The 23,637-nt window shown below is 63.4% G+C and carries 19 protein-coding genes; 10 read left to right on the top strand and 9 right to left on the bottom strand.

The annotated features are described in order from the left end of the window. Positions 1-22 precede the first annotated feature (22 nt). On the bottom strand, positions 23-235 hold the full coding sequence (locus tag AAGS40_RS22740) for a hypothetical protein (RefSeq protein ID WP_345815147.1): 213 nt from the start codon (positions 233-235) through the stop codon (positions 23-25). Between the two features lie 903 nt (positions 236-1,138). Then, the gene (locus AAGS40_RS22735; RefSeq protein WP_345815146.1) at positions 1,139-3,457 is read right to left on the bottom strand and encodes a sigma-54 dependent transcriptional regulator; all 2,319 of its coding nucleotides are present in this window, start codon (positions 3,455-3,457) and stop codon (positions 1,139-1,141) included. A 653-nt stretch (positions 3,458-4,110) separates the two neighbouring features. Between AAGS40_RS22735 and AAGS40_RS22730 the strand changes: the two genes are divergently transcribed. The 4 genes from AAGS40_RS22730 to AAGS40_RS22715 all read left to right on the top strand — a co-directional run bounded on the left by AAGS40_RS22730 (position 4,111) and on the right by AAGS40_RS22715 (position 8,725). Next, on the top strand, positions 4,111-5,598 hold the full coding sequence (locus tag AAGS40_RS22730) for a sugar ABC transporter ATP-binding protein (protein WP_345815145.1): 1,488 nt from the start codon (positions 4,111-4,113) through the stop codon (positions 5,596-5,598). Further along, complete coding sequence (locus AAGS40_RS22725) at positions 5,579-6,592, top strand: ABC transporter permease (protein ID WP_345815144.1); 1,014 nt, start codon at positions 5,579-5,581, stop codon at positions 6,590-6,592. The genes AAGS40_RS22730 and AAGS40_RS22725 overlap by 20 nt, the downstream gene beginning before the upstream one ends. A 43-nt stretch (positions 6,593-6,635) precedes the next feature. After that, entirely contained in the window at positions 6,636-7,598 is a 963-nt protein-coding gene (locus AAGS40_RS22720; RefSeq protein WP_345815143.1) for a substrate-binding domain-containing protein, read from the top strand. Positions 7,599-7,675: 77 nt separating this feature from the next. Beyond that, on the top strand, positions 7,676-8,725 hold the full coding sequence (locus AAGS40_RS22715) for a sugar phosphate isomerase/epimerase family protein (RefSeq protein ID WP_345815142.1): 1,050 nt from the start codon (positions 7,676-7,678) through the stop codon (positions 8,723-8,725). A 22-nt stretch (positions 8,726-8,747) separates the two neighbouring features. On the opposite strand, the gene AAGS40_RS22710 is transcribed toward AAGS40_RS22715, so the two are convergent. Beyond that, positions 8,748-9,893: a Gfo/Idh/MocA family oxidoreductase gene (locus AAGS40_RS22710; RefSeq protein ID WP_345815141.1), complete on the bottom strand. Its 1,146-nt coding sequence runs from the start codon at positions 9,891-9,893 to the stop codon at positions 8,748-8,750. Positions 9,894-10,081: 188 nt separating this feature from the next. Here AAGS40_RS22710 and AAGS40_RS22705 point away from each other — a divergent pair, with 188 nt between their 5' ends. Continuing rightward, positions 10,082-10,288 carry a hypothetical protein gene (locus AAGS40_RS22705; protein ID WP_345815139.1) on the top strand — a complete coding sequence of 69 codons (207 nt, stop codon included), beginning with the start codon at positions 10,082-10,084 and terminating at the stop codon, positions 10,286-10,288. A 54-nt stretch (positions 10,289-10,342) separates the two neighbouring features. Here the strand turns inward: AAGS40_RS22705 and AAGS40_RS22700 are convergent, their stop codons facing one another. Further along, a complete protein-coding gene (locus tag AAGS40_RS22700; RefSeq protein WP_345815138.1) occupies positions 10,343-11,347 on the bottom strand; it encodes an aldo/keto reductase in 1,005 nt (334 codons plus the stop codon). 271 nt (positions 11,348-11,618) lie between these two features. Here AAGS40_RS22700 and AAGS40_RS22695 point away from each other — a divergent pair, with 271 nt between their 5' ends. From AAGS40_RS22695 to AAGS40_RS22680, 4 genes are all read left to right on the top strand, one after another. Then, the gene (locus tag AAGS40_RS22695; RefSeq protein ID WP_345815137.1) at positions 11,619-12,521 is read left to right on the top strand and encodes a LysR family transcriptional regulator; all 903 of its coding nucleotides are present in this window, start codon (positions 11,619-11,621) and stop codon (positions 12,519-12,521) included. Positions 12,522-12,853: 332 nt separating this feature from the next. Then, complete coding sequence (locus tag AAGS40_RS22690) at positions 12,854-13,825, top strand: LysR family transcriptional regulator (protein ID WP_345815135.1); 972 nt, start codon at positions 12,854-12,856, stop codon at positions 13,823-13,825. Between the two features lie 146 nt (positions 13,826-13,971). Beyond that, complete coding sequence (locus AAGS40_RS22685) at positions 13,972-14,409, top strand: DUF4174 domain-containing protein (protein WP_345815134.1); 438 nt, start codon at positions 13,972-13,974, stop codon at positions 14,407-14,409. A gap of 46 nt (positions 14,410-14,455) precedes the next feature. Then, the gene (locus tag AAGS40_RS22680) at positions 14,456-15,175 is read left to right on the top strand and encodes a haloacid dehalogenase type II (RefSeq protein ID WP_345815133.1); all 720 of its coding nucleotides are present in this window, start codon (positions 14,456-14,458) and stop codon (positions 15,173-15,175) included. Between the two features lie 155 nt (positions 15,176-15,330). Here the strand turns inward: AAGS40_RS22680 and AAGS40_RS22675 are convergent, their stop codons facing one another. The 5 genes from AAGS40_RS22675 to prpR form a co-directional block, all read right to left on the bottom strand. Then, positions 15,331-15,660, bottom strand: a complete 330-nt coding sequence (locus AAGS40_RS22675; RefSeq protein WP_345815132.1) for a hypothetical protein — start codon at positions 15,658-15,660, stop codon at positions 15,331-15,333. A 150-nt stretch (positions 15,661-15,810) separates the two neighbouring features. Beyond that, on the bottom strand, positions 15,811-17,169 hold the full coding sequence (locus AAGS40_RS22670) for an MFS transporter (protein WP_345815130.1): 1,359 nt from the start codon (positions 17,167-17,169) through the stop codon (positions 15,811-15,813). Between the two features lie 94 nt (positions 17,170-17,263). Continuing rightward, a complete protein-coding gene (locus tag AAGS40_RS22665; RefSeq protein WP_345816550.1) occupies positions 17,264-18,466 on the bottom strand; it encodes a porin in 1,203 nt (400 codons plus the stop codon). A 392-nt stretch (positions 18,467-18,858) separates the two neighbouring features. Further along, positions 18,859-19,941 (bottom strand): tartrate dehydrogenase, encoded by a 1,083-nt coding sequence (locus AAGS40_RS22660; protein ID WP_345815128.1) that lies wholly within the window; start codon positions 19,939-19,941, stop codon positions 18,859-18,861. A 137-nt stretch (positions 19,942-20,078) separates the two neighbouring features. Further along, a complete protein-coding gene (gene prpR / locus AAGS40_RS22655; protein ID WP_345815127.1) occupies positions 20,079-22,046 on the bottom strand; it encodes a propionate catabolism operon regulatory protein PrpR in 1,968 nt (655 codons plus the stop codon). Positions 22,047-22,261: 215 nt separating this feature from the next. Here prpR and prpC point away from each other — a divergent pair, with 215 nt between their 5' ends. Further along, positions 22,262-23,431, top strand: coding sequence for a 2-methylcitrate synthase (gene prpC, locus AAGS40_RS22650; RefSeq protein WP_345815126.1), 1,170 nt, complete (start codon positions 22,262-22,264; stop codon positions 23,429-23,431). Positions 23,432-23,637 lie beyond the last annotated feature (206 nt).

Genomic DNA, 23,637 nt, shown 5'->3' with positions numbered 1-23,637 from the left:
CGCGAGCGCCACCGTCGGTGCGCTAGCCGGTCACTGGGGTGTCGGCACATTTTCCCAGCTCACTGACGAGCCGCGATAGCCGCACGATCCGGTTGTGATAAAGCGGTGCGTGCGGACGGCTTCTCAGCGCTTCGACCCGGTCGCGCCAATAGGTAGGGGAGAAGGGTTCGCGCGGCGAACCGGCGATCACGCGCTCGAGGTGAACGAGTTCGCGTTCGAAAATGCGGTGGTGCATGATGAATCCCCGTAGCTGGCTAGTATTGTCGTGCGCGACGCCGCTTACGATCCGGCTTCGCGTTGATTTGTTTTTTGAGCGCGGCAGGCCGCGGTTTTGATTCGTGATCCATAATAATCTGCCGGGACATGACATCTTCGTGCACTTCGACAGATTGTCTCCGGATACCTCGCAACCGGGTCCCGCAGCGGACCCGCCGGCGTTTGGCCAGACCGGTCCGCGCTCCAACGCTCGCGCGTGACGACGGCCTCTCTGCGAAAGCATTCGTTCGTCACGCGACACGCGGTAGTTACTACTACGACGACAGCACAGCCCCTCATCTAGCCGTTACGGTACTCGATAGGATTCGAGTTTCGCCGGCGCGCCTAGCCTTGCACGATTAACTGCACGACGCTTGCTTGCGCTTGCGCTCGCGTCGAATGCATGGCGGCGTGCCGTCAGTTCTGGTCTCTCAGGTCCCCGGCAATTCGGACAAAAATTCCTCGTGTTATCGCGCAGTGCAACCTTCAGTGCCTTTCTTCATTGAAGTGTTCACTGTGTGCAATTACTTATAAGCAACGAGCGTGCCAGTTCGAAGGAGCTGGCGCAGCAGTGATCTCACGATATTTGGACTGGACGCGATGGTCGTTCCCGTCCGGTGGGAATGGTTTGAGTGGACGAATTCGTCCAATCTGCATTCGGCCGGTGCGGAAAAGCCAGATTCGTCCACTCCGCCAGTCAGCCTGATGCCGTTGACCACGACGGAAGGGCGAGATATTCCGTGGAGGAAAGACGGCACATGGATTCGCAGCCGAGGCGCGGCGGTATCGACTCCGCAACCCAGCCGGCCCGAATGAAGCGGCAATCAACCGGTGCTCGCCCGATCAAGCGGCACTTTGAGCAGTCACCTGCTCTAGCTGGCCTTTACTGGCTATTTACAACGCCCTTTCTGTTCGTATCGCGCGCCGCTTCCTGCTGCAATTCGGCGAGCAGGTCGGTCGCACGTGTCACACGTTGGGTCGGATCGCCCTTGAGCGAGCGCAGACCGCGCTCGAGCGTGTCGATGGCTTCGGCCACGCGGCCGGTCGAGCGCAGCAGATCGGCGAGATAGCGCGCGGCGTCGACGCGTGCGGGGACCGAGCCGAACGCGAGCGCGGTGGACAGGGCGGTGCGCAGGCCCAGTTCCGCCGCATTGACCTCGCCGAGCGCCCATTGCGCGCGTGCGCGCGTAACCAGTAGCTCGCCCAGATACACCCGCTCCTGGCGCGCCAGCGTTTCGTCGATGGCTGTCGCGAGAATCGATTCGCAGATTTTTGCCCGGCCAGCGCGTAGCAGCAGTTCGCCGTGCTGCCACATCTTGAATGAATAGAACAGCGCGCCGCCATTGCACAACATGTGGTTGTCGTAGCCGTCGAGCATCACGGTTTCGGCTTCATCGGGGTGGCCGAGCAGGCTGAGATGGCAGGCACGCAGCACCTGGCCGACGCCGCGATAAAACGCGAAGCCGTTCGCGATCGACACCGATTCGAGCTCGCTTGCAAGCTGCTCGAGCTGGTTGGCGTCGTCGAACAGGCAGGCGAGCCAGGCGGCGCCCTGCAGATTGACGGCGTGAGCGAACGCATGCGCGCCCGGCTCGGATGCGCGCAGCACCAGCATGTCCATGGCGCGCCGGGCCTGCCCGAATGCGCCGATCTGATAGGCGGAGAGCCCTTCGAACGTGAGTGCAAGGCTGGCGAGATCGATACCTTGCGAGCCGGTGCGCGTGTCATTGCGCGACACGCCGAGCAGATTGCCGCGAGCGAGGCAGGCGAGCGCTTCCTCGCTGTCGCCGAGCCAGAACAGCGTGTTGGTCATCGCGACGTGGGCCTCGTCGAGCGACACCCGATCGCCGCCGTTCTGCGCGCGCTCCAGCATGTTCTGCGCGGTGCCGCGCGCCTGCTTGAGCTGGAGCGTGGTCAACTGCGTGGTCCAGATGCCGAACTGGATCGCCGCAATTTCAGCGGGCGTGCACACGCCTTCGCCGACCGCCAGCGCGCCTGCATAGCAGGCTGCGGCCTCGGCATACAGCCAGCCATGCACGCTGCGCAGGCTCATGCCGAGCAACCGGTACGCGTCGAACTGGAGACGGCGTGCGTCTTCCTGTTCGTTTGGCGTTTGCAGCAGGTCGAGGCAGCGGCGCAGAAGCGGAATGGCTTCGGCGAACTTCGACTCTTCGATCAGCCCGCTCGCCTGGTCGAGAATCTTGCGCGCTTCCCGGTGGTGCTCCTCGCGTGACTTCAGGCGCCGTTCGATTGTCTTGCGGCCCACGCCGAGCAACGTGGCCGCCGCGCTCTTGTTGCGGCCCGTGCGTTCCAGCGCGCGGTCGATCAGCAGGTCTTCCGCGGCAGCGAGTTTGTCGCGCCCCTCCAGTTGCAGCAGCATGTCCGCAAGCGTGGCGCGCGACACCGGTCCGCCGGTCTCATTGACGAGAAACGGTTCGAGCGAATCGACGTCGATATGCGTGGTGTCGGCCAGCACGCTCAACTGGCTGATCAGATTGCGCAATTGCCGGATATGGCCCGGCCAGCTGTGCTGCGCAAGCCGGCGGATCGCGGCCGGCGAGAACTCGAGGCGGCGCGTGTGCTGGGACGCGAAGTGATTCACGAGCGCGGGGATGTCTTCGACCCGCTGTTCGAGCCCGGGCACCGCGAGCACGAACACCGCAAGCCGGTAGAAAAGGTCTTCGCGGAACAACCCTTCGCGTGCCAGTTCGCGCAGGTCGCGGTGGGTCGCGGCCACCACGCGACCCTCAAAATGCAGGTTGGTGGACGAACCGATCGGCCGGAACGTGCGTGTTTCGAGTACGCGCAGCAGTTTCGGCTGCAGCGCGAGCGGTAGTTCTCCGATTTCATCGAGCAGCAGCGTGCCTTTGCCGACCTGCTGGAACAGCCCCTGGCGGTTTTCGCCCGCGCCGGTGAATGCGCCTTTCACGTGGCCGAACAACTCGGCTTCGACGAGATTCTCCGGGATCGCACCGCAGTTGACGTCGACGAAAGGATGATTCTGGCGTTGGCTATGCGCATGCACACGGCGGGCAACCAGTTCCTTGCCCGAGCCGGTCGGTCCGAAAATCAGCAGTGGATGCTCGGTCGGCGCGACCCGGTCGATCATGCGAACCAGTTGTCGGAACGACGGCGCGGCGCCCACGAAGGCGCCGGAATCGGCCTTGTCGTCGGCGAACGGAACGACAGGGGTAGTGCTCATTACAGATTACGCTCCACAGGAACCGCGCGTGACCTCACGCGCAGAAAGCCGCCGGCACGGCGCAACAGACGCTTGAACAGCGTACCGGCGTGGCATGCCGCGCCGGTACGCGCAACCGGGACCGTCTGCCGGGGCCGCCGACGCAACAAACACAGAGTATGACGGCTTGCCGGCCGTTTGTTGATTGAACAATAACTCGCACCGGACGCAGGTTTCGCGACAGGCACGAGGCGCGTGCAGACACAGGACACGAGCTTGCAAGGGTGACACTGGCAGGCAACACGCCTTTGCGGCAGACACGCTGTGAATCGGCCGACCTTTACGCGATGCGGGTCGCGGATAAATCCGGATTGCGCGTGCCGCCAAAAGTCGGTATTTCCTGCGGTGACCGCCATGAATTGCTGGACAGAGACGGTCGATTGCGGGGGCAGCATGCCATTCACGCTGGCCCGAATGCGATTCTCCTACATAGTGGTCGAACTGCGCTGCAAAAAGGCGGTATAAGCGCCAGTGACGAAGTCCAATCTGCAACACGAGGACAGGGTGAGCACTTTGGCAATAGATCGGCAGTCGGGCGGGGTGCGGGGACGGCTCGCGCGTCGCGGCGCGAAGGCGGTGGATGTGGCCGCTTTCGTGCGTTCCCTGAGTCCGCAATGAGCCTTGCGATCCGTTTCGACGACATCCGCAAGGACTTCGGCCCGGTGCGCGTGCTGCATGGGGTGAGCTTCGAGCTGGCGCCGGGCCGCATATACGGCCTGCTCGGCGAGAACGGCGCGGGCAAGTCGACGCTGATGAAGATCCTCGCCGGGTATGAAACGGCCACCTCCGGCACCTTGCTCGTGGACGGACGCGCGCAGCGGTTCGACGGTTCGCGCGACGCCCAGGCGCTCGGCATCGTGCTGATTCACCAGGAGTTCAACCTCGCCGAGCATCTGAGCATCGCGCAAAACATGTATCTCGGCCACGAGACGCGGCGCGGCTGGTTTGTCGACGACGCCGCGATGCGCGCCGAGGCGGCGCGTTTTCTCGCTCAGGTCGGTCTTGAGAAGACGCCGGACACCCGGGTGCGGGAGCTGATCGTCGCCGAAAAGCAGATGGTGGAGATTGCGAAGGCGCTGTCGCGCCGCGCGCGTTTGCTCATCATGGACGAGCCCACCGCCACGCTGACGCCGTCGGAAACCGAGCGCCTGTTCACGCTGATGGCAAGGCTCAAGGCAGACGGTGTGACCATTGTGTACATCTCGCACAAACTCGACGAAGTGGAGCGCATCACCGACGAAGTGATCGTGATGCGCGACGGCCGCTTCGTCGCGCGCAACGAAACGGCGGAACTTGCGCGTCAGCAGATGGCGAACCTGATGGTTGGCCGCGACGTGTCGGACATGTTTCCCGACAAGAACACGGTGGCCGCCGACGCGCCGCTCGCATTGAAAGTGGACGGCCTCAAGGTGCCGAACTGGGTCGACGACCTGAGCTTCGAGGTTCGCGCGGGAGAGGTGCTGGGCTTCGCGGGGCTGGTGGGCGCGGGCCGGACCGAGGCGTTCGAGGCGATCATCGGCCTGCGGGCGCGCACGGCGGGGCGCATTGAAGTCGCCGGACGGGTGGCCGATCTGAAAAGCCCGCGCGACGCGATGCGGCGCGGTCTCACGTACCTGAGCGAGGACCGCAAGGGTAAAGGTTTGCATGTGGACATGAGCTTGCAGGACAACGTCACGCTGATGACGCTCGAACGCTACGCGCATCCGCTGCTCGACATGAAAGCGGGCCGTGCGGCGCTCACGAAGGCAGTCGGCGAATTCGGCATCCGTACAGGCGACCTGTCGAGCCGGGCGCGCATGCTCTCCGGCGGCAACCAGCAAAAACTCGCGCTGGCCAAATTCTTGCAACCCGATCCGAACGTGATCGTGCTCGACGAGCCGACCCGCGGTGTCGACGTGGGCGCCAAGCGCGACATCTATTTCCTGATTCACCGGCTTGCCGCGCAAGGCCGCGCGGTGATCGTCATTTCATCCGAACTGATCGAGCTGATCGGCCTGTGTCATCGCGTGGCCGTCATGCGCTCTGGCCGTCTGCAAGCTACGCTTACGCTCGACCATCTGACCGAAGAGGAGTTGATCGCTCATGCGACCGGCGCCCACTGACGCTGTGCAATCCGGCCGCGCGCTGCGCTTCGCGCACCGCCTGTATGCGCTCGGGCCCCTCGCCGGGCTGATCGTACTGTGCATTGTCGGCACGTTGCTCAACCGCGATTTCGCCACCGTCGACAACCTGATGAACGTGCTCACTCGCACGTCGTTCATCGGCATTATCGCGGTGGGGATGACGTTCGTGATTATCTCGGGCGGTATCGACCTGTCGGTCGGTTCGATGGCGGCGCTGATCGCGGGCAGCATGATCTGGCTGATGAACGCGCTCGCGGCCGGTGCCGGCGGACATACGCTCGCGCCCTTGCTGATCCTCACGCTCGGCATCGTGTTCGCACTGGTGCTAGGCGGCCTATTCGGCTGCGCGCACGGGCTGCTGATTACGAAAGGGCGCATCGAGCCTTTCATCGTCACGCTCGGCACCTTGGGCATTTTTCGCGCGGTGCTCACGTGGCTCGCCGACGGCGGCGCGCTGACGCTGGATAATTCGTTATCCGATCTATATGGGCCCGTGTACTACGCAAGCCTGTTCGGCGTGCCGGTGCCGGTCTGGGTTTTTTTCGTGGTCGCGGCGGGCGGCGCGCTGATTCTGAACCGCACCGCGTTCGGCCGGCATGTGCAGGCGATCGGTTCGAACGAGCAGGTGGCGCGCTATGCGGCCATTCGCGTCGACACGGTCAAGATCGTGACATACGTGCTGCTCGGCATCTCTGTGGGCGTGGCGACGGTGCTGTATGTACCGCGCCTCGGCTCCGCCACGCCGACCACGGGTCTGCTGTGGGAACTCGAAGCGATTGCGTCGGTGGTGGTTGGCGGAACGGCGCTCAAAGGCGGCGAGGGTCGCGTGGTCGGCACGGTGATCGGCGCGATTCTGCTTTCGGTGATCGCTAACATACTGAATCTGACCAGCATCATCAGCGTATATCTGAACGCGGCGGTGCAGGGCGTGGTGATTATCTTCGTCGCGTTCGTGCAGCGCGGACGGCGGTAAAGGTGGCGCATCAAAAACTGATATAGACAAAGGAGACACAGCCATGAAGCACGTGATTCGAGCGATAGGCGCCGGCATGCTGGCGTTGGGCATTCTGGGCGCGGCGAGCAGCGCGCGCGCCGACGACAAGGTCACGCTCGGCGTGGCGATTCCAACCGCCGACCACGGCTTCACCGGCGGCATCGTGTGGTGGGCGAACAAGGCAAAGAGCGATCTGGAAAAAGCGCACCCCGATCTGAAGGTCATCGTCAAAACGGCGGCCGGCGCGCCCGAACAGGCGAACCAGCTGCAGGATCTGGTGACCGTCAACAAGATCAATGCGCTCGTGATTTTCCCGTTCGAGTCGGCCTCGCTGACGCAACCTGTTGCGCAGGTGAAAAAGAAAGGGGTGTACGTGACGGTGGTGGACCGCGGCCTGACCGACACCAGCGCGCAGGACGCCTACGTGGCGGGTGACAACACTGCGTTCGGAAAGATTCCGGCGGAATACATCGCCAAGGCGCTCGACGGCAAAGGCGATGTCGTTGCACTGCGCGGCATTCCCACGACGCTCGACAACGAGCGCTGGACCGCGTTCACGAACGTGCTGAAAGGGTATCCGAACATCAAGATTCTCGACGCGAAGTACGCGAACTGGAATCGTGACGATGCGTTCAAGGTGATGCAGGACTATCTGACGCGCTTCAAGCACATCGACGCGGTCTGGGCCGCCGACGACGACATGGCCGTCGGCGTGCTCAAGGCGATCGAGCAGGCCAAACGCAGCGATGTGAAGATCGTGTTCGGCGGCGCGGGCTCGAAAGGCATGGTGAAAAACGTGATGGACGGCGCGCCGATGATCAAGGCCGACGTGTCGTATTCGCCGAAATTCATCTACGACGCGATCAAGCTCACCGCGGAAGCGCGGTTGAAGGGAGAGAAACTGCCGGCCACGACGATCATTCCGTCGGTGCTGATCACGAAAGAAAACGCGCAACAGTTCTATTTCCCGGACTCGCCGTTCTGACTTCGGGCATCCGCACTCACTGTCCGCGGCGCGTCCATGATCGGCGCGGACAGTGCCGTTGAGCGAGGAATCGCAAGATGAAAACAATTAAGGGGCCGGCCATCTTTCTCGCGCAGTTTCTGGGCGACGAAGTGCCGTTCGACAATCTGGCGCACCTCGCCAGCTGGGCCGCGAGTGTCGGCTTCAAAGGCATTCAGGTGCCGTGCGATAACCGCCTGATCGATCTCGAACGGGCCGCGACAAGTGACGCGTACTGCGACGAATTACGCGAGACCGTCGACAACGCGGGCGTGGTGATCACCGAATTGTCGACGCATCTGCAAGGCCAGCTCGTTGCAGTCCATCCGGCCTACGACACCCTGTTCGACGGATTCGCCGCGCCGCATGTGCGGGGCAATCCGCAGGCGCGTGCGCAGTGGGCGGTCGAGCAATTGAAGCTTGCCGCCAAGGCGTCGCAGCGGCTGGGTCTCAGCGCGCACGTGACGTTTTCAGGTGCGCTGGCGTGGCCGTATCTCTATCCGTGGCCGCAGCGGCCGGCCGGACTGGTGGAGGCCGCATTCGACGAACTCGCACGCCGCTGGACGCCGATTCTCGATGCATTCGACGCAGCGGGCGTCGACGTTTGCTACGAATTGCATCCAGGCGAGGACCTGCACGATGGCGTGACCTTCGAGCGGTTTCTCGAAGCAGTGAAGCAGCATGCGCGCGCGAATCTTCTCTACGATCCGAGCCACTTCATTCTGCAACAGCTCGACTATCTCGCGTTCATCGATATCTATCACGAGCGCATCAAGGCATTTCATGTGAAGGACGCGGAGTTTCGCCCAACCGGAAAGCAGGGCGTGTACGGCGGCTACAGCGGTTGGGTGGAGCGCGCGGGCCGCTTCCGGTCACTCGGTGACGGGCAGATCGATTTCGGCGCGATCTTCTCGAAGATGGCGCAATACGATTTTCCCGGCTGGGCCGTGCTGGAATGGGAGTGCGCGTTGAAACATCCGCAGGATGGCGCGCGCGAAGGGGCGGAGTTCATTCGCCGGCATATCATTCGCGTAGGCGACCATGCGTTCGACGATTTCGCCGGCAGCGGCATGAACGCCGAGCAGATCAGGGGTCTGCTCGGTGCGTGAACCTTTGCGCAGCCGCGCAGCGTCAGCCAATCGGCACGCGCGCGCCTGCCAGTGCCGAGCTGCGTAGCGCGGCTTCGACAAAGCGCATGCCCTGTACGCCGTCTTCCACCGTGGTCAATAGCAGGCTGGATGGAGGGGCCGGTCGGCCGTCAAGCATTGCTTCGATCTGCAACGCGGCGTCACGGTACAGTTGCCCGAAGGCTTCGAGGTAGCCTTCCGGATGTCCAACGGGAATCCGTGTGGCGTGTTCGCTCGACGCGCTGCGTACCCTGCCGCGTTTCAACTGGACCGGGTTGCCGCCGAGCGGCGTGTACCCGAGATAGTCGGGGTTCTCCTGGTCGAATGAAATCGACGCCCGGGTACCGTACACGCGCAGACGCAGCGCGTTGCCTTCGCCGGTTGCGATCTGACTGGCCAGCAGCGTGCCGCGCGCGCCGCACGGATAACGCAGCATGGTTTGCACGTGGTCGTCCAACCTGCGCCCGGGCACCATGGTCACGACATCGGCGCAGAGGTCCGAGGGCAGCATGCCGGTGACGAAAGAAGCGAGTTGATACGCGTGTGTGCCGATGTCGCCAAGACAGCCGGCCGGCCCGCTGCGCGCAGGATCGGTGCGCCATTCGGCCTGCTTGTTGCCGCGCTGCTCGACCGGCTCGGCGAGCCAGTCCTGCAGATACTCGACTTGCACGAGCCGGATATCGCCAAGCTCGCCTGCGGCGACCATTTCTTTCGCGTGACGCACCATTGCGTAACCGGAGTAGGTGTACGTGACGGCGAGCAGCTTGCCGGTGGCGTGCGACAGCGCTTGCATCTGCAGCGCTTCTTCCAGCGACATGGCAAGCGGCTTGTCGCAGATCACGTGAATGCCGGCTTCGAGGAAAGCCGTGACAACCGGCGCATGCAGATGGTTGGGCGTCGCCACGACGACCGCGTCTATCCCGTCGCTTCGCTGCGCTTCCGCGCGCGCCATTTCGCGGTAATCCGCGTAACTTCGCGCGGGATCAAGACGCAGCATGCGGCCGCTTTCGGCGGCGCGCTGCGGGTCGGAAGACAGCGCACCCGCCACGAAGTCGTAACAGTCGTCGAGCCGCGCCGCGGCACGATGCGCCGCGCCGATGAAAGCGCCCTGTCCACCGCCTACCATGCCAAGTCTCAACCGGCGATCCATTCACGTCTCCTCGTGTGCTGGAGCGGATATCGTACTCCGGGCGCCGTGCGGCCGGGCGGACCCGCGATCAAAGACGTCATTGGCTGTGTCGACCTGGACGATGACCGGCCAACCTGGTAGCATTCGGCGTCGAGAAGCCGTGGATGAAGTGCGGCCCTGCAACTGGCTGGATGGTACCTGGACACCGTATGGAAACAAAACGATCGCGGATTCGCCGTCAAGTGTTATGCCCGCCGATCGGCGCGCTGCTTCGTTACCGCGCGCGCATCGTACGTGTTGTCGCCGAGGCGCGCGGACAACGGGCGATGATCGAATCGCTCGACGCATCGGGCAAGACCTTTGTCAGCACGGTGAAGTGGCACAGCTTGCGCGAACTCGGCGCACAGTTGTTCTGAGCACGCACGGCTCGCGAGCGCGAGCCGTGCGTGTCTGCCTGCTTGCAACACGTGTCAAAGCGCGCGGCGACCTTCCACCGGATAGCCCGGATCGGTATAGCCGGGCGTCGATGCGTGGCCGGGCGGCACCAGAGAATCGACGAACCGCTCGTCTTCGGCGGTCAGTTTCACGTCCAACGCCTGCACGTAGCTGTCCCAATGCGCTAGCGTGCGCGGGCCGGCGATCGTCGAACTCACCAAGCTGTTGTTCAATACCCAGGCCAGCGCGAAAGCAATCGAATTCGTACCTCGTTGCGTCGCGTGCGCCGCCACCTTCTGCGCGATAGCAAGCGACTCGGGACGCCACTCGGTCTGCTGAATCCGCTTGTCGCCGCGGCCTGCGCGTGAATCCGCGGGCGGTGTGCCGTTCAATGCATATTTGCCGGTCAGCACGCCGCGCGCGAGCGGGCTATAAGGGACGACGCCGATCCCGTAGTGCGCCGCAGCGGGCAACTGCTCGACCTCGGCGGTGCGGTCGACCATGTTGTAAAGAGGTTCGCTTGCGACGGGCCGGTCCAGGCCGAACTGGTCCGCAAGACGGACGATTTCGGCGACGCGCCAGCCACGAAAGTTCGACAGGCCGAAGTAGCGCACTTTCCCCTCGCGAATCAGATCGCCAATCGCGCGCACGGCTTCATCGAGCGGCGCGTCGACCAACGCGCGGTGAAAGTAGAGAATGTCGATGTAATCCGTGCCCAGGCGCTTCAGGCTGGCGTCCACGGACTGGTTGATCCACTTGCGCGATTGACCCTGTTCATTCGGACCTTGCGTGCTCGGGTAGCCGAACTTCGTTGCAATGACCCAGCTATCGCGCCGCTCGGCCACCGCGCGGCCCACGATTTCCTCGGAACGGCCGGCGTGGTACACGTCCGCGGTATCGATGAAGTTCACGCCCTGGTCGAACGCCTTGTCGATGATCCGTTTCGATGTGGCCTCGTCCGTTTCCCCGCCGAACATCATTGCGCCGAGGCACAAGGGCGAGACTTTCAATGCGCTGCGGCCCAGGTATCGATAATCCATTTGTGTTTCTCCCATGCAGGGCGGCCCTGCGGTTAGCCACGATCGTCGTGCTCCAGCAGGCGCTGCCTGTTAGCGTTTGCCAGGTCGATCGTCATGATAGGCGCCGGCTCTGCGCGAAGTAAGACCATAAAACCGCATGGTCCTATGAATGCGCATCACGAATATCTTTCTCGCAGATCGCAGGCTGTAAATGGTGTTTACGCCGTACTGGCATGCCCATGTGCGCGGCCCGTGATTAAATCGCTGCATGATCCATGATTGGAGTTCATCAATGCCACGCGAAAATTTCGGCGATCTGGTCGCGTTCATCGCGGTTGCCCGCGAACGCAGTTTTACTCGCGCGGCAGCGCAACTCGGCGTGTCGCAGTCTGCGCTCAGTCACACGATTCGCGCGCTGGAAGCGAGACTGGGCCTGCGCTTGCTGACACGCACCACGCGCAGTGTCGCGCCGACCGAAGCGGGCGAGCGCATCCTGCGCACGGTTGCGCCGCGCTTCGAGGAGATCGACGCGGAACTGGCTGCGGTGACCGAGCTGCGCGACAAACCGGCGGGCACGATCCGGATCACGGCTACCGACTACGCGACCGACACGGTGCTCTGGCCGAGGTTGTCGAAGGTGTTGCGCAAGTACCCCGAGATCAGAGTCGAAATCACGACGGATTACGGCCTCGCTGACATCGTGGCCGATCGCTACGACATCGGCATTCGCAACGGCGACCAGGTCGCAAAAGACATGATCGCGGTGCGCGTTGCGCCGGACATGAAAATGTCGATCGTCGGCTCGCCTGCCTATCTCGACAAACAGCCGCAATTAAAAAGACCTCAGGACCTGATGGCGCACAACTGCATCAATCTGCGCCTGCCGACGCTCGGCGCTTTCTACGCGTGGGAACTGAAAAAAGGCCATCGCGAAGTTCAGGTACGGGTGGAAGGGCAACTGTCGTTCAACAGCACCTACCACATGCTCGATGCCGCGCTGTCGGGATATGGCCTTGCATACGTACCGTCCGAACTCGCACAGCCTCACGTCGCCGCCGGGCGTCTGGCCCGCGTGCTCGATGACTGGTGCCCCACGTTTCCAGGCCTGCATGCGTATTACGCGAGCCGTTCCGAGTCCTCCCGCGCGATGGCACTCGTCATCGACTCGCTGCGTTACCGGCCGAAAGGAGGTTAGAGACGCGCGGGTGTCCGCCGCGATGCGCTCCGGAGACTGGCGGTATCGCTATGCCGATACACGCGGCCCGCGACGTGCCGAGTGCTGGCGCGGCCACGTGGCTCGCCATCGACGTGCCGAAGCCATCGGCAAGTCGCCGGGGTGTCCGGCAACAGCGCGAATGTAATGCCGCCTTAACCTTCCCATGGCGGGACGGTGCGTCAGCCGGGCTGTCAATCACAACCCTGATAGACGTGTCCACGTCCCGCCCGGCACGCTTGCATCGAAGAGCCACCCTAACCGTTATTTTGACGGCGATTTTCAAACTGACGGAGAACGCATAACATCAGGTCATGCCCAATTTACGCAAAAAGCTGCCGAGCGCCAACGCGCTTTTCGTCTTTGAAGCCGCCGCGCGCTGCGGCAACTTTACCCGTGCAGCGCAGGAGCTTTGCGTAAGCCAGCCGGCGGTGAGCCGCATGCTGTCGAGAATGGAAGACCACCTCGGCGTGCGTCTGTTCGAGCGCGTGCGCGGCGGCATCGAACTGACCGAAAGCGGGCGCATTCTGTATCGGGAAATCGCGGAGGGTTTTAACGGCATCGAGAATGCGATTCGTGAAATCGAAGCGCGTGCGACGGGCGCCGAATCCGTCACGCTATCCGTTTCCAGCGCGTTCACCACGCATTGGCTTATGCCGCGAATGAAGCGGCTGAATCAGGCGTTTCCACATGTCGATCTCAGGTATCAGCTTGTCTCTGAGCGCGCGAGCACCCCGCTTGCGGACGTGGATCTCGCGATGCGCGTGCTGCGTGAAGAGGACGACGCGGCCCACTGCGCGCTGGTGATGCCGGAGATCGTGCTGCCGGTTTGCAGCCGCCACTATCACGACCAGGCGGCGACCGAGGCCGGGCGCACGCGCGGCGATACCGTCATTGCGACGGACGCCGGCGAACGCGGCTGGTACGAGCGTTTTTCGTCGTTCGCCGCGCATGGGCGGCATGCGGGCGGCACGTTGAGCCTGAACGACGACGCGAACATCATTCAGGCGGCGTTGCTCGGGCAGGGCATTGCACCCGGCCGGCTCGATCTGGTGTCGCACTGGTTGCTCGACGGCGCACTGCGTCCCGCAGAGGAAGAATTGTTCATTACAGGGGCGCGCTGCTGCCTCGTGTGGCCGGAAGATCGTCCACTGTGCGCTGTCGCGGCCGATCTTCGCGACTGGATCATCGAAGAGACGCGTACCGATCTGCGCGCGCTCGGCCGGAATTATCCCGCGCTTCAGTTAGGCCAGTCGCTGGCTCGAGCCGGCGTGAAAATCGCTTAGTACATGGCATGTCGCGAATGTGCCTGAGTTGCCTGAGTTGCCCGAAGCGCGCGTGAAGCGCCTTCGACACCCGCGTGAAGCGGTGCGAATGACAGGCGAGTTTTTTGCTCGTTCTCTGAACGATCGTCAGATTGAGGAATGCAGCGATGAAATCCCCTCTCATACTCGCCGCGTTTGCCGGTGTCATGCTCGGTAGCAGCTTTGCACTCGCCGCCTCCGCGAGCGGCGCCGCCACGTCCATCAGCCAGTTGACCTGGCATCAGCGCGTGCTCGTGGTCTTCGCGGACGCGGCCGGTTCCGCGCCGCTGGCGGCGCAGCGAGACATTCTCGCGCACGCGCCCGACGCAATGGCCGAGCGCGATCTCGTGCTCGTGGAGGTGGTCGGCGATTCGGTGAAAGGTGCGAGCGACAGCGCGGCTGCTTTGCGGCATCGTTATGGCGTGAAGGCGGATGCATTTCGCGCGCTGCTGATCGGCAAGGACGGCGGCGTCAAGCTCGATTCGCCGCAACCGATCGCGCTGCAGAAATTGACCACGACCATCGACGCCATGCCCATGCGGCAGCAGGAAATGCGCGGCTCGTAGCATGCACTACGCTGTCGTTTCACTGGAAACAGTCATGAGGACCTGCATGCGACTGACCGATTTCGATACGCTGACATTCGATTGCTACGGCACGCTGATCGACTGGGAAACGGGGATCTTCACGGCGCTTGCGCCTTTGCTGGAGCGGGTCGCGCAACCGCTAGCGCGCGACCAGGTGCTGCAGGCCCATGCTCGCCATGAATCGTCGCAGCAGAAGTACACGCCGTCGATGCGGTATCAGGCGTTGCTCGCAGTCGTCTACAAGCGGCTTGCCGAAGAGTGGCAGGTGCCGGTTACGCAACCGGAGTGCGTGGCGTACGGGCAGTCGATCCGCAACTGGCCTGCGTTCGATGACTCGGCACCCGCGCTCCACTATCTGAAGCAGCACTACAGGCTCGCCATACTGTCGAACGTCGATAACGAGAGCTTCGCTCATAGCCACGTGAAGCTTCAAGTCGAGTTCGACGCGATCATCACTGCGGAAGATGTCGGTTCGTACAAACCGTCGCCTCGCAATTTCGACTACATGCTGGAGAAACTCGGCGAGCGCGGGATCGCCAGAGACAGGATTCTCCACACGGCCGAAAGCCTCTTTCATGACCACCAGCCCGCGAACGATTTCGGATTGGCTTCATGCTGGATTGACCGGCGGCATGCAAAGGAAGGTTTCGGCGCGACGATGGATCCCGGTTCCCAACCGAACATCGACTTCCGTTTCAACAGCATGGCCGATTTCGTGAAGGCGCACGAGGAAGCGGTGCGGTAGAGCCGGCCCTGCGGCGAGCCGCATGACGGCCCGCGGCCGCTCTGACCCGGAAGCTGATTCGATCGACTCGTGATGTTACAGCCGTATTTAGAGCCTGCGCGCCTTACCCTTTCAAGCCGCCGGAGCCGACGCGATGGCGCGCTGCCTACGGTACTTTATGGCGTTGCCGCCTTTGCGCCATGCTGCTTCACACAATCGGACGTGATAGCCATGCTCGCCTGGTCGGGCGTCATGTGCGGCGTGTCGGGGCTGTATATTTTTTCGATGATCCCGTCGACGGCCGCGCGGTCGGCTTCGTTGCCGTAGTACTTGGCCGCCTGGGCGAGCGCCTGCGCCTTGGTCTTTTTGTGCGTGCGCCACGACGCGACCTGGCCTGCAATATCGCCGAGCGCAAAACATTGGTTGCTGACGGTTTGAGCGTCGGCGTGCACGGCCGGCTGTGCGACGCACACCGCGAGCAGCGCGGAGAGGACTACGCGATTCATTGCTGGAAATCCTGTTCGAAGAGAGCGCGAACGACGGTCTGGAATGCGCCGCCCTCGGCCGGATGCAAAATAACCGCGTAGTTTATCGGGAAGCGGCGCGGCGCGCGCCGCACGCGACAATGAGGCGCAACCGCTGTCCGCGCCGCGCGGTCAGTGCCCGAACGACTCCGTTTTCGCTGCGCCCACATTCGCCACGTGCGGACGGGCGGCCTGTTTGATCAGCAACGCCACGCAGGCAATCAGCCCAGCCACGGCGACCATCGCAAAGATGCCGGCAAACGTGAAGTGGCGGCGCGTGAGTTCGGCTACGAGGAACGAGCCCGCAATCCCGCCAAAGCGGCCGATGCCGAGCATCCATGCGACGCCGGTGCCACGCCCTTCGGTCGGATAGAACGCGGCGGCGAGCGCCGGCAGCGACGATTGCGCGGTATTCATGAGAACGCCGGCGGCGAACACGACGAAAACCAGCGCGCCTACGTTGCCCACCGCCTGACCGATGAAGTACACGCTCACCGCCGTCAGCGCATAGCACGCCGCGATGATCCGGTTCGCGTTGAAGCGGTCCATCAGCACGCCGCACAACACCGCACCGACGCCGCCGAGCGGGAACAGCGCAGAAATCAGCGTCGCGCGCTGCGGCGTGAGGCCGGCGTCTTTCAGCAGGATCGGCATCCAGTTGATCGACGCGTAGAAAATGACGAGGCCCATGAAATACGCAAGCCACAGCATGACCGAGCCGACGATGTATGCGCGCGACAGCACCACGGCCGCGCCCTTGCCGCCGGTTTGCGGCGCGCTTTCAGTCATCGTGAACGTACCGGCTTGCGACGCATCGCTCGATATGCGCGCAAGCGCCGCGCGAATCCTGTCCGCCGGCAGGCGGTTGGCGACCATATAGCGCACGGATTCGGGCATCTGCGTGAGCAGCACGACCAGCAGCAGAAGCGGCGTAATGCCGCCGAGCAGCAGCACGCTGCGCCAGCCGAAGTGCGGAATCATCCACGCCGCGAGGAACCCACCGAACGCGGCGCCGAGCGGAAAGCCGCAGAACATCAGGTTGATCACGGTCGCGCGCCGGCGGTCCGGGCAGTATTCGCCCATCATCGTCACCGCATTGGGCATGGCCGCGCCGAGACCGAGGCCGGTGATGAAGCGCAGCGCGGTCAACTGCTCGATGCTGCCGGAAAACGCCGAACCCAGACAGGCCACGCCGAAGAGCAGCACCGAGCCGAGCAGCATCACGCGTCGGCCGAGCCGGTCCGAAAGCGGCCCCGAGCCGAGCGCGCCGCACGCGAGCCCGAACAGCGCCGCGCTCAGTACCGGTGCGAGCGCCGGTTTCGTGATGCCCCATTGCGCGATCAGCGAAGGTGCGATGAAACCGATCGCGGCGGTGTCAAAGCCGTCCAGCAGGACGATGACGAAACACATGAAAAAGATGAGCCACTGGAACGGCGAGAAAGGATGCTCGTTGATAAAGGTCTGTACGTTCACAGCGGTGCTGCGGCTCATGTTGTGTCTCCTTGTGTCGATCCGGTGTCGATCTGATGCGAAAGGCTCGCCGCGACGAGCCTTCCCCGTGTCATGCGCTGGCGCGCCGCTTCGTTCAGAAGCGATGCACGATGCCCACGCCCGCGGCAAACTGGCTTCGCGACGACGACGGCGCGCTCTGGAAGCCATCGCCAATGGTTGCGGTTGCGTTGATGATATGCCCCGCGCCGGCCGTGCCGAGCGTATTGCCGTTGGTCCGCTGGAACGCCTGCAATGCGTAAAGCCCGGTGCGCTTCGACAATGAATAGTACTCGGACAGATTGACCTGCTGGTACTGCGCCGAACTCGTGATGCCGTTTGCTTTCGTCGCGCGCGTGTAGCTGTAGCCCGTGGCGAAATCCCACGAGATCGCCGGCTTCCAGTGCAGCACCACGCCGCCCGTGTTGAAGATCGCCGTGTCGCGGAAACTCGAACCCACGCCCGGGATGTATTGCACATTCGAGTAGGCCGCGGAGATGTCCCACGCCGAATTGAAGGCGTAGCCGCCGGTCACCGCGAAGCGCTGCTGCGCCTGCGCCGTCTGGTAGCCGTTGGTCACGGCGGAGACGCCAGGCTGCGCGCCGTTGTTCGAGACGGTCGAATCCGCGCCGTAAGCGCCGCCGCCGAGCGTCGAATTATTGATGCGCATGAAGCCGACCGCGAGACCGATCGGGCCGTTGATGTACTGCAGCGCGCCGCTCCAGGTCGAGCCGCGATTCAGGCTGCCCGCCACGCCGCCCACGGCATACGAGCCGCTGAACGTGAAGCCGTACAGTTTCGGCGACGTATAGACGAGCGAGTTGTTCGCACGGTAGATCGTGTCCAGCGCGTCGACGTCGCCGGGATGTGCGCCGTAGTAGCCGGTCAGCCAGGTGGTCGGGCTATATGGAGAAAGCATCGTGTAGTACGCCGTGTATTGACGGCCGGCGGTGAACGTCCCGTAGGTCGCATTGGTCAGGCCGACCCACGACTGGCGGCCGAACAAGGCATTCGTGTATTGCTGGCCACCGGTCGCGGAATTGAAACCGGACTCCAGCTGGAAGATGGCTTTCGTGCCCGCGCCAAGGTCTTCCGAGCCTTTCAGGCCGAAGCGGCTGCCGGCCCATACGCCGGTGATCATTTTGACGTTCGACTTGCCGTTTGCGGTCGAGCCGAGCGACGTCTGGCTGGTCTGATAGCCGATGCCGGTGTCCACGATGCCGTACAGCGTGACGCTGCTTTGCGCAAACGCGACTGGCGCGCAGGTCAGCGTCGCGATCGCGCAGGCGACCCGGGTCATGTTGATGTTGCGGTTCATTGAGGTGCTCTCCAGATTCGACTGCATGGAAGTCTTGGGCGATCGGGTCGTCGCATTTTTAATTGTTCGCATGTTGAACTCAGATTCTTAGTGCGAACAGGCGAGACTGTAAGCAAGTTGACATTTGGCGGTCAACGCGGGATTACCCGGAATCGTCGTGGATAGCGCACACGTGGAGAACCGCATTCGGCCGCGCAAACGTTGGCGGCCTCGCGGCAACCCCTGTCGGCCAGGAGTTCTGGCCGCCTCGGAAGCGAAGCCACAGCAAAAGAAAAAAGCGCTGGCCCGGCGGGCGCAGCGCTTATGTGGTGGAAAAGCGTCAAAAAAAAGCCGATGAAAGGCCTGGCGGCCCTTTCTCGCGAGCGTGGAAAGTCTCAGGCGAGTCTGGCCGCGATGGCTTGACCCACTTCCGTGGTGTTCGCCTTGCCTCCCAGATCGCCGGTATGCGGGCCTTCCACCAGCACGGCCTCGATTGCCGCGAGAATCGCGTCGTGCGCGTCGCGCTCCTTGCCTTCGTGATTGCCGAGGAAGTCGAGCATCATCGCCGCCGACCAGATCATTGCGATCGGATTGGCGATGTTCTTGCCGGCGATGTCGGGCGCGGAGCCGTGCACCGGTTCAAACAGCGACGGAAACTTGCGGTCGGGATTCAGATTGCCCGACGGCGCGAGTCCAATCGTGCCGGTACAGGCCGGCCCGAGATCCGAGAGGATATCGCCGAACAGATTCGTCGCCACGACGACGTCGAAGCGATCGGGATTCAGCACGAAGCGCGCGCACAGAATGTCGATGTGCTGCTTGTCCCATGTCACGTCCGGATACTGCGCGGCGATGCCCGCCGCGCATTGGTCCCACCACGGCATGCTGATCGCGATGCCGTTGCTTTTGGTGGCCACGGTGATCTTCTTGCGCTCGCGGCGCTGCGCGAGATCGAACGCGAACTTCAGTACACGCTCGCTGCCGTGCCGCGTAAAGATGGATTCCTGCAGCACGAACTCGCGCTCGGTGCCTTCGAACATCACGCCGCCCACTGACGAATACTCGCCCTCCGTGTTCTCACGCACGATCCAGAAGTCGATGTCACCGGCCTTGCGGCCTGCGAGCGGCGAAGGCACGCCCGCGAAAAGACGCGCGGGGCGCAGATTGATGTACTGGTCGAACTCACGGCGAAACTTGAGCAGCGATCCCCATAGCGACACGTGGTCGGGCACCGTGTCGGGCCATCCGACTGCGCCGAACAGAATGGCATCGGCGGATTGCAGCTGCGCCTTCCAGTCGTCCGGCATCATCTTGCCGTGCTTCGCGTAGTAGTCGCAACTCGCCCATTCGATATGCTGATAATCCAGTTCGATGCCGAAGCGCTGTTGCACGGCGTCCAGCGTGCGAATCGCCTCGGGCATCACTTCCACTCCAATGCCGTCGCCCGGAATGACGGCGATACGGTATTTCTTCGACATGTCTGCTCCTCCCTGAGTGCGTTCGATGATGCGACGCGACGTGTTAGCCAGTCAGTGACGGTTATTCTATTCCCGCTGTCGGAACCTGAAGCGGCTGCTTCATTCGGGCACTGTGCTCCCGCCGGCTGTCGCGCCGTCTACCGCGACGCGTTCAGTTTCCGCCATAAAGTCGTCTTGCTGATGCCGAGTGCTTCACACACCGCGTCGCGATCGTTGCCGTGTGCTGCGAGCGCGGCGCGAATCTCGTCGGCCTGGACATGACGGCTGCGCTCGCGCAGCGTGAGCGGCGTTTTCGTGTCGCGCACGGCGGGCGGCTCGAAGATTTCTGGCGCAACAGTGCGCATGATCTCGCGAGTGAGCGTAGGGCCGGTTGCGCTGCCGGGCGAGGCGTCGGTCTCCGCGAGTTCCACTGCGATCCTCTCCATCACATTCTGCAATTCCCGCACATTTCCCGGCCACGCATAACGTTCGAGCGATCCGGCCAGCGCGGCGAGAACCTGGGCGGCGGCCGCCGCATCGGGCAAACGCGTGGCAAGCCTCGGTTCGCGCGACGCCGCCTGCAGCAGCAATTCGACGGCGAGCGGCAGCAGATCGGCCGGGCGCTCGCGCAACGGCGGCAACGCGATGCTCAGGATGTTGAGCCGGTAATACAGATCCGCGCGAAAGCTGCCCGCCTCGATGCCCTCGGTCAGCGCGCGATGCGTCGCCGCGACGACACGGATATCCACACGCGTGGGTTCCGTCGAGCCGAGCCGCACCACTTCGCGCTCCTGCAGCACGCGCAACAGGCGGCTTTGCAGCGACAAGGGCATCTCGCCGATTTCATCGAGAAACAGTGTGCCGCGATGCGCGACTTCGATCAGCCCCGCCTTGCCGCCTTTGCGCGCACCGGTAAACGCACCTTCCTCATAGCCGAACAGTTCGCTTTCGAGCAACGCCTCGGGAAACGCGCCGCAGTTGATCGCGACGAACGCGAAGTCACGCCGCGCGCTGAGATGATGCATGCTCTGCGCGACCATTTCCTTGCCGGTGCCGCTTTCGCCCAGTATCAGCACGGTGGCGTCCGAGCGCGCATAGCGCCGCGTGAGTGTGCGCACCCGCTCGATCGACGCGGACACGCCAACGATATCGTCGAGCCGATAACGCGCGGCGAACTGTTGTGCGCGTTGCCGCGAACGCAACGTACGGTCGAGCCGTTCGACCGCACGGGACTCCTGGAAGGTCAGCACGGTTCCCGCCGTCGCGGCGTTGCTGCTCGCAAGCGGCCCGCGATGCACGACGTAGCTTGCGCCGCGCACGGTGCAGAAGGAGTCGCCGTCGGCATCCGGCAGGCTGCCGGCGAGGTCGGGCGCGAGTTCGAGCAGCGCGCGGCCGACGGCGTGCGCGGCGTCGATGCCAAGCACGCCGGCAAGGCGCTGGTTCATTGCTTCGACCCGGCCCTGCGCATCGAGCGCGACGACGCCGTCGCGCAGATGCTGCAGCAGATTGTCCAGACGCTGACGGCGAATCGTTTCGCGACGCGTGGCTTGCGCAACCTCCAGCGCGGTATCGAAGGCGGCGCGCACCGATGCGCGTGAGTACAGAAACACCGCGCCCATGCCGGCGTTCGCCGCAAGGTCGGTGACGAGCCCTGGCCCGACTACCGCATCGATGCCGCGGTCGCGCAGATCGAGCACCAGGCTTTCCGCGTCTTGCGCCGACTGATAGGAGGCCAACGTCACGTCTAGCGCATAGGCTGAAACGAAGCGGCGCACTTCGTCGGGCGTGTTGCCGTGCGTGACGAGCGCGACCTTCGCGCCGTCGCGGCGTGCGCGGGCGAGTGCATGCATCACGTCGAAGCCGGTCGGATTGATCAGCACGACCGGCACGGACACGCGTGTTTTCAGGTACGCGCCGTTCGAGCCGCCCGCGATCACGACGTCAGGGCGGCCTGCACCTGCCGCGTCGATCTCGCGCATCGCATCTTCAAAACCATGCGCGACGATGCGCAGATCCGCGCGCTCGACGTACTCGCCGGCGATATCGAAGAACAGGTCGCGCAGGCGGCTGATACTGACCGCCCAGATACGCGGACGCTGGGCGGGCTCGAAGAGGGCGGTGCTCATGGCGCAGGTTCTTTACAGCTGAGGACGTCGCCATTATGCGCCACTGCGTTTCATAAATGAAATCATTCATTTCGCTTGTGAAATAACGCGTACGTTTGGCGTGGCGGGCGTCTTGTTGCAAATCAGACACTTAGCCGACGCCGCCGCGTATGGCCCAGTCTTTGCAATTCAAGGCCCCGACAACGAACACCCTTCATGCATCTGGAGACGAACGAATGAGCGAAGCAGACAACAGCACGCCGAGTGCAGGCGCTTTCAAGCCGAAGAAATCCGTCGCGCTGTCCGGCGTCACGGCGGGCAACACGGCCCTGTGCACGGTCGGCAAGACGGGCAACGACCTGCATTACCGCGGCTATGACATCCTCGACATCGCCGGAAACTGCGAATTCGAGGAGATCGCCTATCTGCTGGTGCACGGCAAGCTGCCCACCCAGGCCGAACTCACCGCGTACAAGGTCAAACTGAAGGCGCTGCGCGGCCTGCCCGCGAACGTCAAGGCCGCGCTGGAATGGATCCCGGCCGCCGCCCACCCGATGGACGTGATGCGCACCGGCGTGTCGGCGCTCGGCACCGTGCTGCCGGAGAAGGACGACCACAACCTGCCGGGCGCGCGCGACATCGCCGACAGGCTGATGGCCTCGCTCGGCTCGATGCTGCTCTACTGGTATCACTACTCGCACAACGGCAGGCGCATCGAGGTGGAAACCGACGACGACTCGATCGGCGGCCACTTCCTGCATCTGCTGCACGGCGTGGAGCCGTCGAAGGCGTGGGTCGATGCGATGCACGTGTCGCTGAACCTGTATGCCGAACACGAGTTCAACGCGTCGACCTTCACGGCCCGCGTGATCGCGGGCACGGGCTCGGACATGTATTCGGCGATCACGGGCGCGATCGGCGCGCTGCGCGGCCCGAAGCACGGCGGCGCCAACGAGGTCGCCTTCGAGATCCAGTCGCGTTACCAGAACGCCGACGAAGCCGAAGCGGACATCCGCAGGCGCGTCGAGAACCGGGAAGTGGTGATCGGCTTCGGCCATCCGGTGTACACGATTTCCGACCCGCGCAACAAGGTCATCAAGGAGATCGCGAAGAAGCTGTCGAAAGACGCGGGCGACAACAAGCTGTACAGCATTGCCGAGCGGCTGGAATCGGTGATGTGGGAAGCAAAGAAGATGTTCCCGAACCTGGACTGGTTCAGCGCGGTGTCTTACCACATGATGGGCGTGCCCACGGCGATGTTCACACCGCTCTTCGTGATTGCGCGCACGGCCGGCTGGAGCGCGCACATCATCGAGCAGCGGGTCGACAACAAGATCATCCGCCCGAGTGCGAATTACACCGGGCCTGACGATCTGCCGTTCGTGCCGTTGGCCAAACGTGTTTGAGCGGTCGGAGCGCGTTCATTGAACACGCATTCGTTGCAAGCGTTTCTCCTCCATTGCGTCTCCAGTGCGAGACGCGATGAAGTTTGGCCCTGGCTCGCTGAAACCCCGAGCCAGGGCTGTTTTTTCGCGGGTCCGCCGCGAGCTGGACTAGACTGACTGTTCAATGGACATGTCAGCGGGCATTGTCCCCGGATCACTACTGTTAC

This window comes from Paraburkholderia sp. PREW-6R (assembly GCF_039621805.1).
Lineage (GTDB): Bacteria > Pseudomonadota > Gammaproteobacteria > Burkholderiales > Burkholderiaceae > Paraburkholderia.
The sequence above is the reverse complement of the archived record's forward strand: the minus strand, read 5'-3'. Positions and strand labels throughout refer to the sequence as shown.

Excerpts from the sequence above, each read along its gene's own strand:
- AAGS40_RS22740 (WP_345815147.1), bottom strand. The coding sequence starts at position 235 with ATGCACCACCGCATTTTCGAACGCGAACTCGTTCACCTCGAGCGCGTG.
- AAGS40_RS22735 (WP_345815146.1), bottom strand. The coding sequence starts at position 3,457 with ATGAGCACTACCCCTGTCGTTCCGTTCGCCGACGACAAGGCCGATTCC.
- AAGS40_RS22730 (WP_345815145.1), top strand. The coding sequence starts at position 4,111 with ATGAGCCTTGCGATCCGTTTCGACGACATCCGCAAGGACTTCGGCCCG.
- AAGS40_RS22725 (WP_345815144.1), top strand. The coding sequence starts at position 5,579 with ATGCGACCGGCGCCCACTGACGCTGTGCAATCCGGCCGCGCGCTGCGC.
- AAGS40_RS22720 (WP_345815143.1), top strand. The coding sequence starts at position 6,636 with ATGAAGCACGTGATTCGAGCGATAGGCGCCGGCATGCTGGCGTTGGGC.
- AAGS40_RS22715 (WP_345815142.1), top strand. The coding sequence starts at position 7,676 with ATGAAAACAATTAAGGGGCCGGCCATCTTTCTCGCGCAGTTTCTGGGC.
- AAGS40_RS22710 (WP_345815141.1), bottom strand. The coding sequence starts at position 9,893 with ATGGATCGCCGGTTGAGACTTGGCATGGTAGGCGGTGGACAGGGCGCT.
- AAGS40_RS22705 (WP_345815139.1), top strand. The coding sequence starts at position 10,082 with ATGGAAACAAAACGATCGCGGATTCGCCGTCAAGTGTTATGCCCGCCG.
- AAGS40_RS22700 (WP_345815138.1), bottom strand. The coding sequence starts at position 11,347 with ATGGATTATCGATACCTGGGCCGCAGCGCATTGAAAGTCTCGCCCTTG.
- AAGS40_RS22695 (WP_345815137.1), top strand. The coding sequence starts at position 11,619 with ATGCCACGCGAAAATTTCGGCGATCTGGTCGCGTTCATCGCGGTTGCC.
- AAGS40_RS22690 (WP_345815135.1), top strand. The coding sequence starts at position 12,854 with ATGCCCAATTTACGCAAAAAGCTGCCGAGCGCCAACGCGCTTTTCGTC.
- AAGS40_RS22685 (WP_345815134.1), top strand. The coding sequence starts at position 13,972 with ATGAAATCCCCTCTCATACTCGCCGCGTTTGCCGGTGTCATGCTCGGT.
- AAGS40_RS22680 (WP_345815133.1), top strand. The coding sequence starts at position 14,456 with ATGCGACTGACCGATTTCGATACGCTGACATTCGATTGCTACGGCACG.
- AAGS40_RS22675 (WP_345815132.1), bottom strand. The coding sequence starts at position 15,660 with ATGAATCGCGTAGTCCTCTCCGCGCTGCTCGCGGTGTGCGTCGCACAG.
- AAGS40_RS22670 (WP_345815130.1), bottom strand. The coding sequence starts at position 17,169 with ATGAGCCGCAGCACCGCTGTGAACGTACAGACCTTTATCAACGAGCAT.
- AAGS40_RS22665 (WP_345816550.1), bottom strand. The coding sequence starts at position 18,466 with ATGACCCGGGTCGCCTGCGCGATCGCGACGCTGACCTGCGCGCCAGTC.
- AAGS40_RS22660 (WP_345815128.1), bottom strand. The coding sequence starts at position 19,941 with ATGTCGAAGAAATACCGTATCGCCGTCATTCCGGGCGACGGCATTGGA.
- prpR (WP_345815127.1), bottom strand. The coding sequence starts at position 22,046 with ATGAGCACCGCCCTCTTCGAGCCCGCCCAGCGTCCGCGTATCTGGGCG.
- prpC (WP_345815126.1), top strand. The coding sequence starts at position 22,262 with ATGAGCGAAGCAGACAACAGCACGCCGAGTGCAGGCGCTTTCAAGCCG.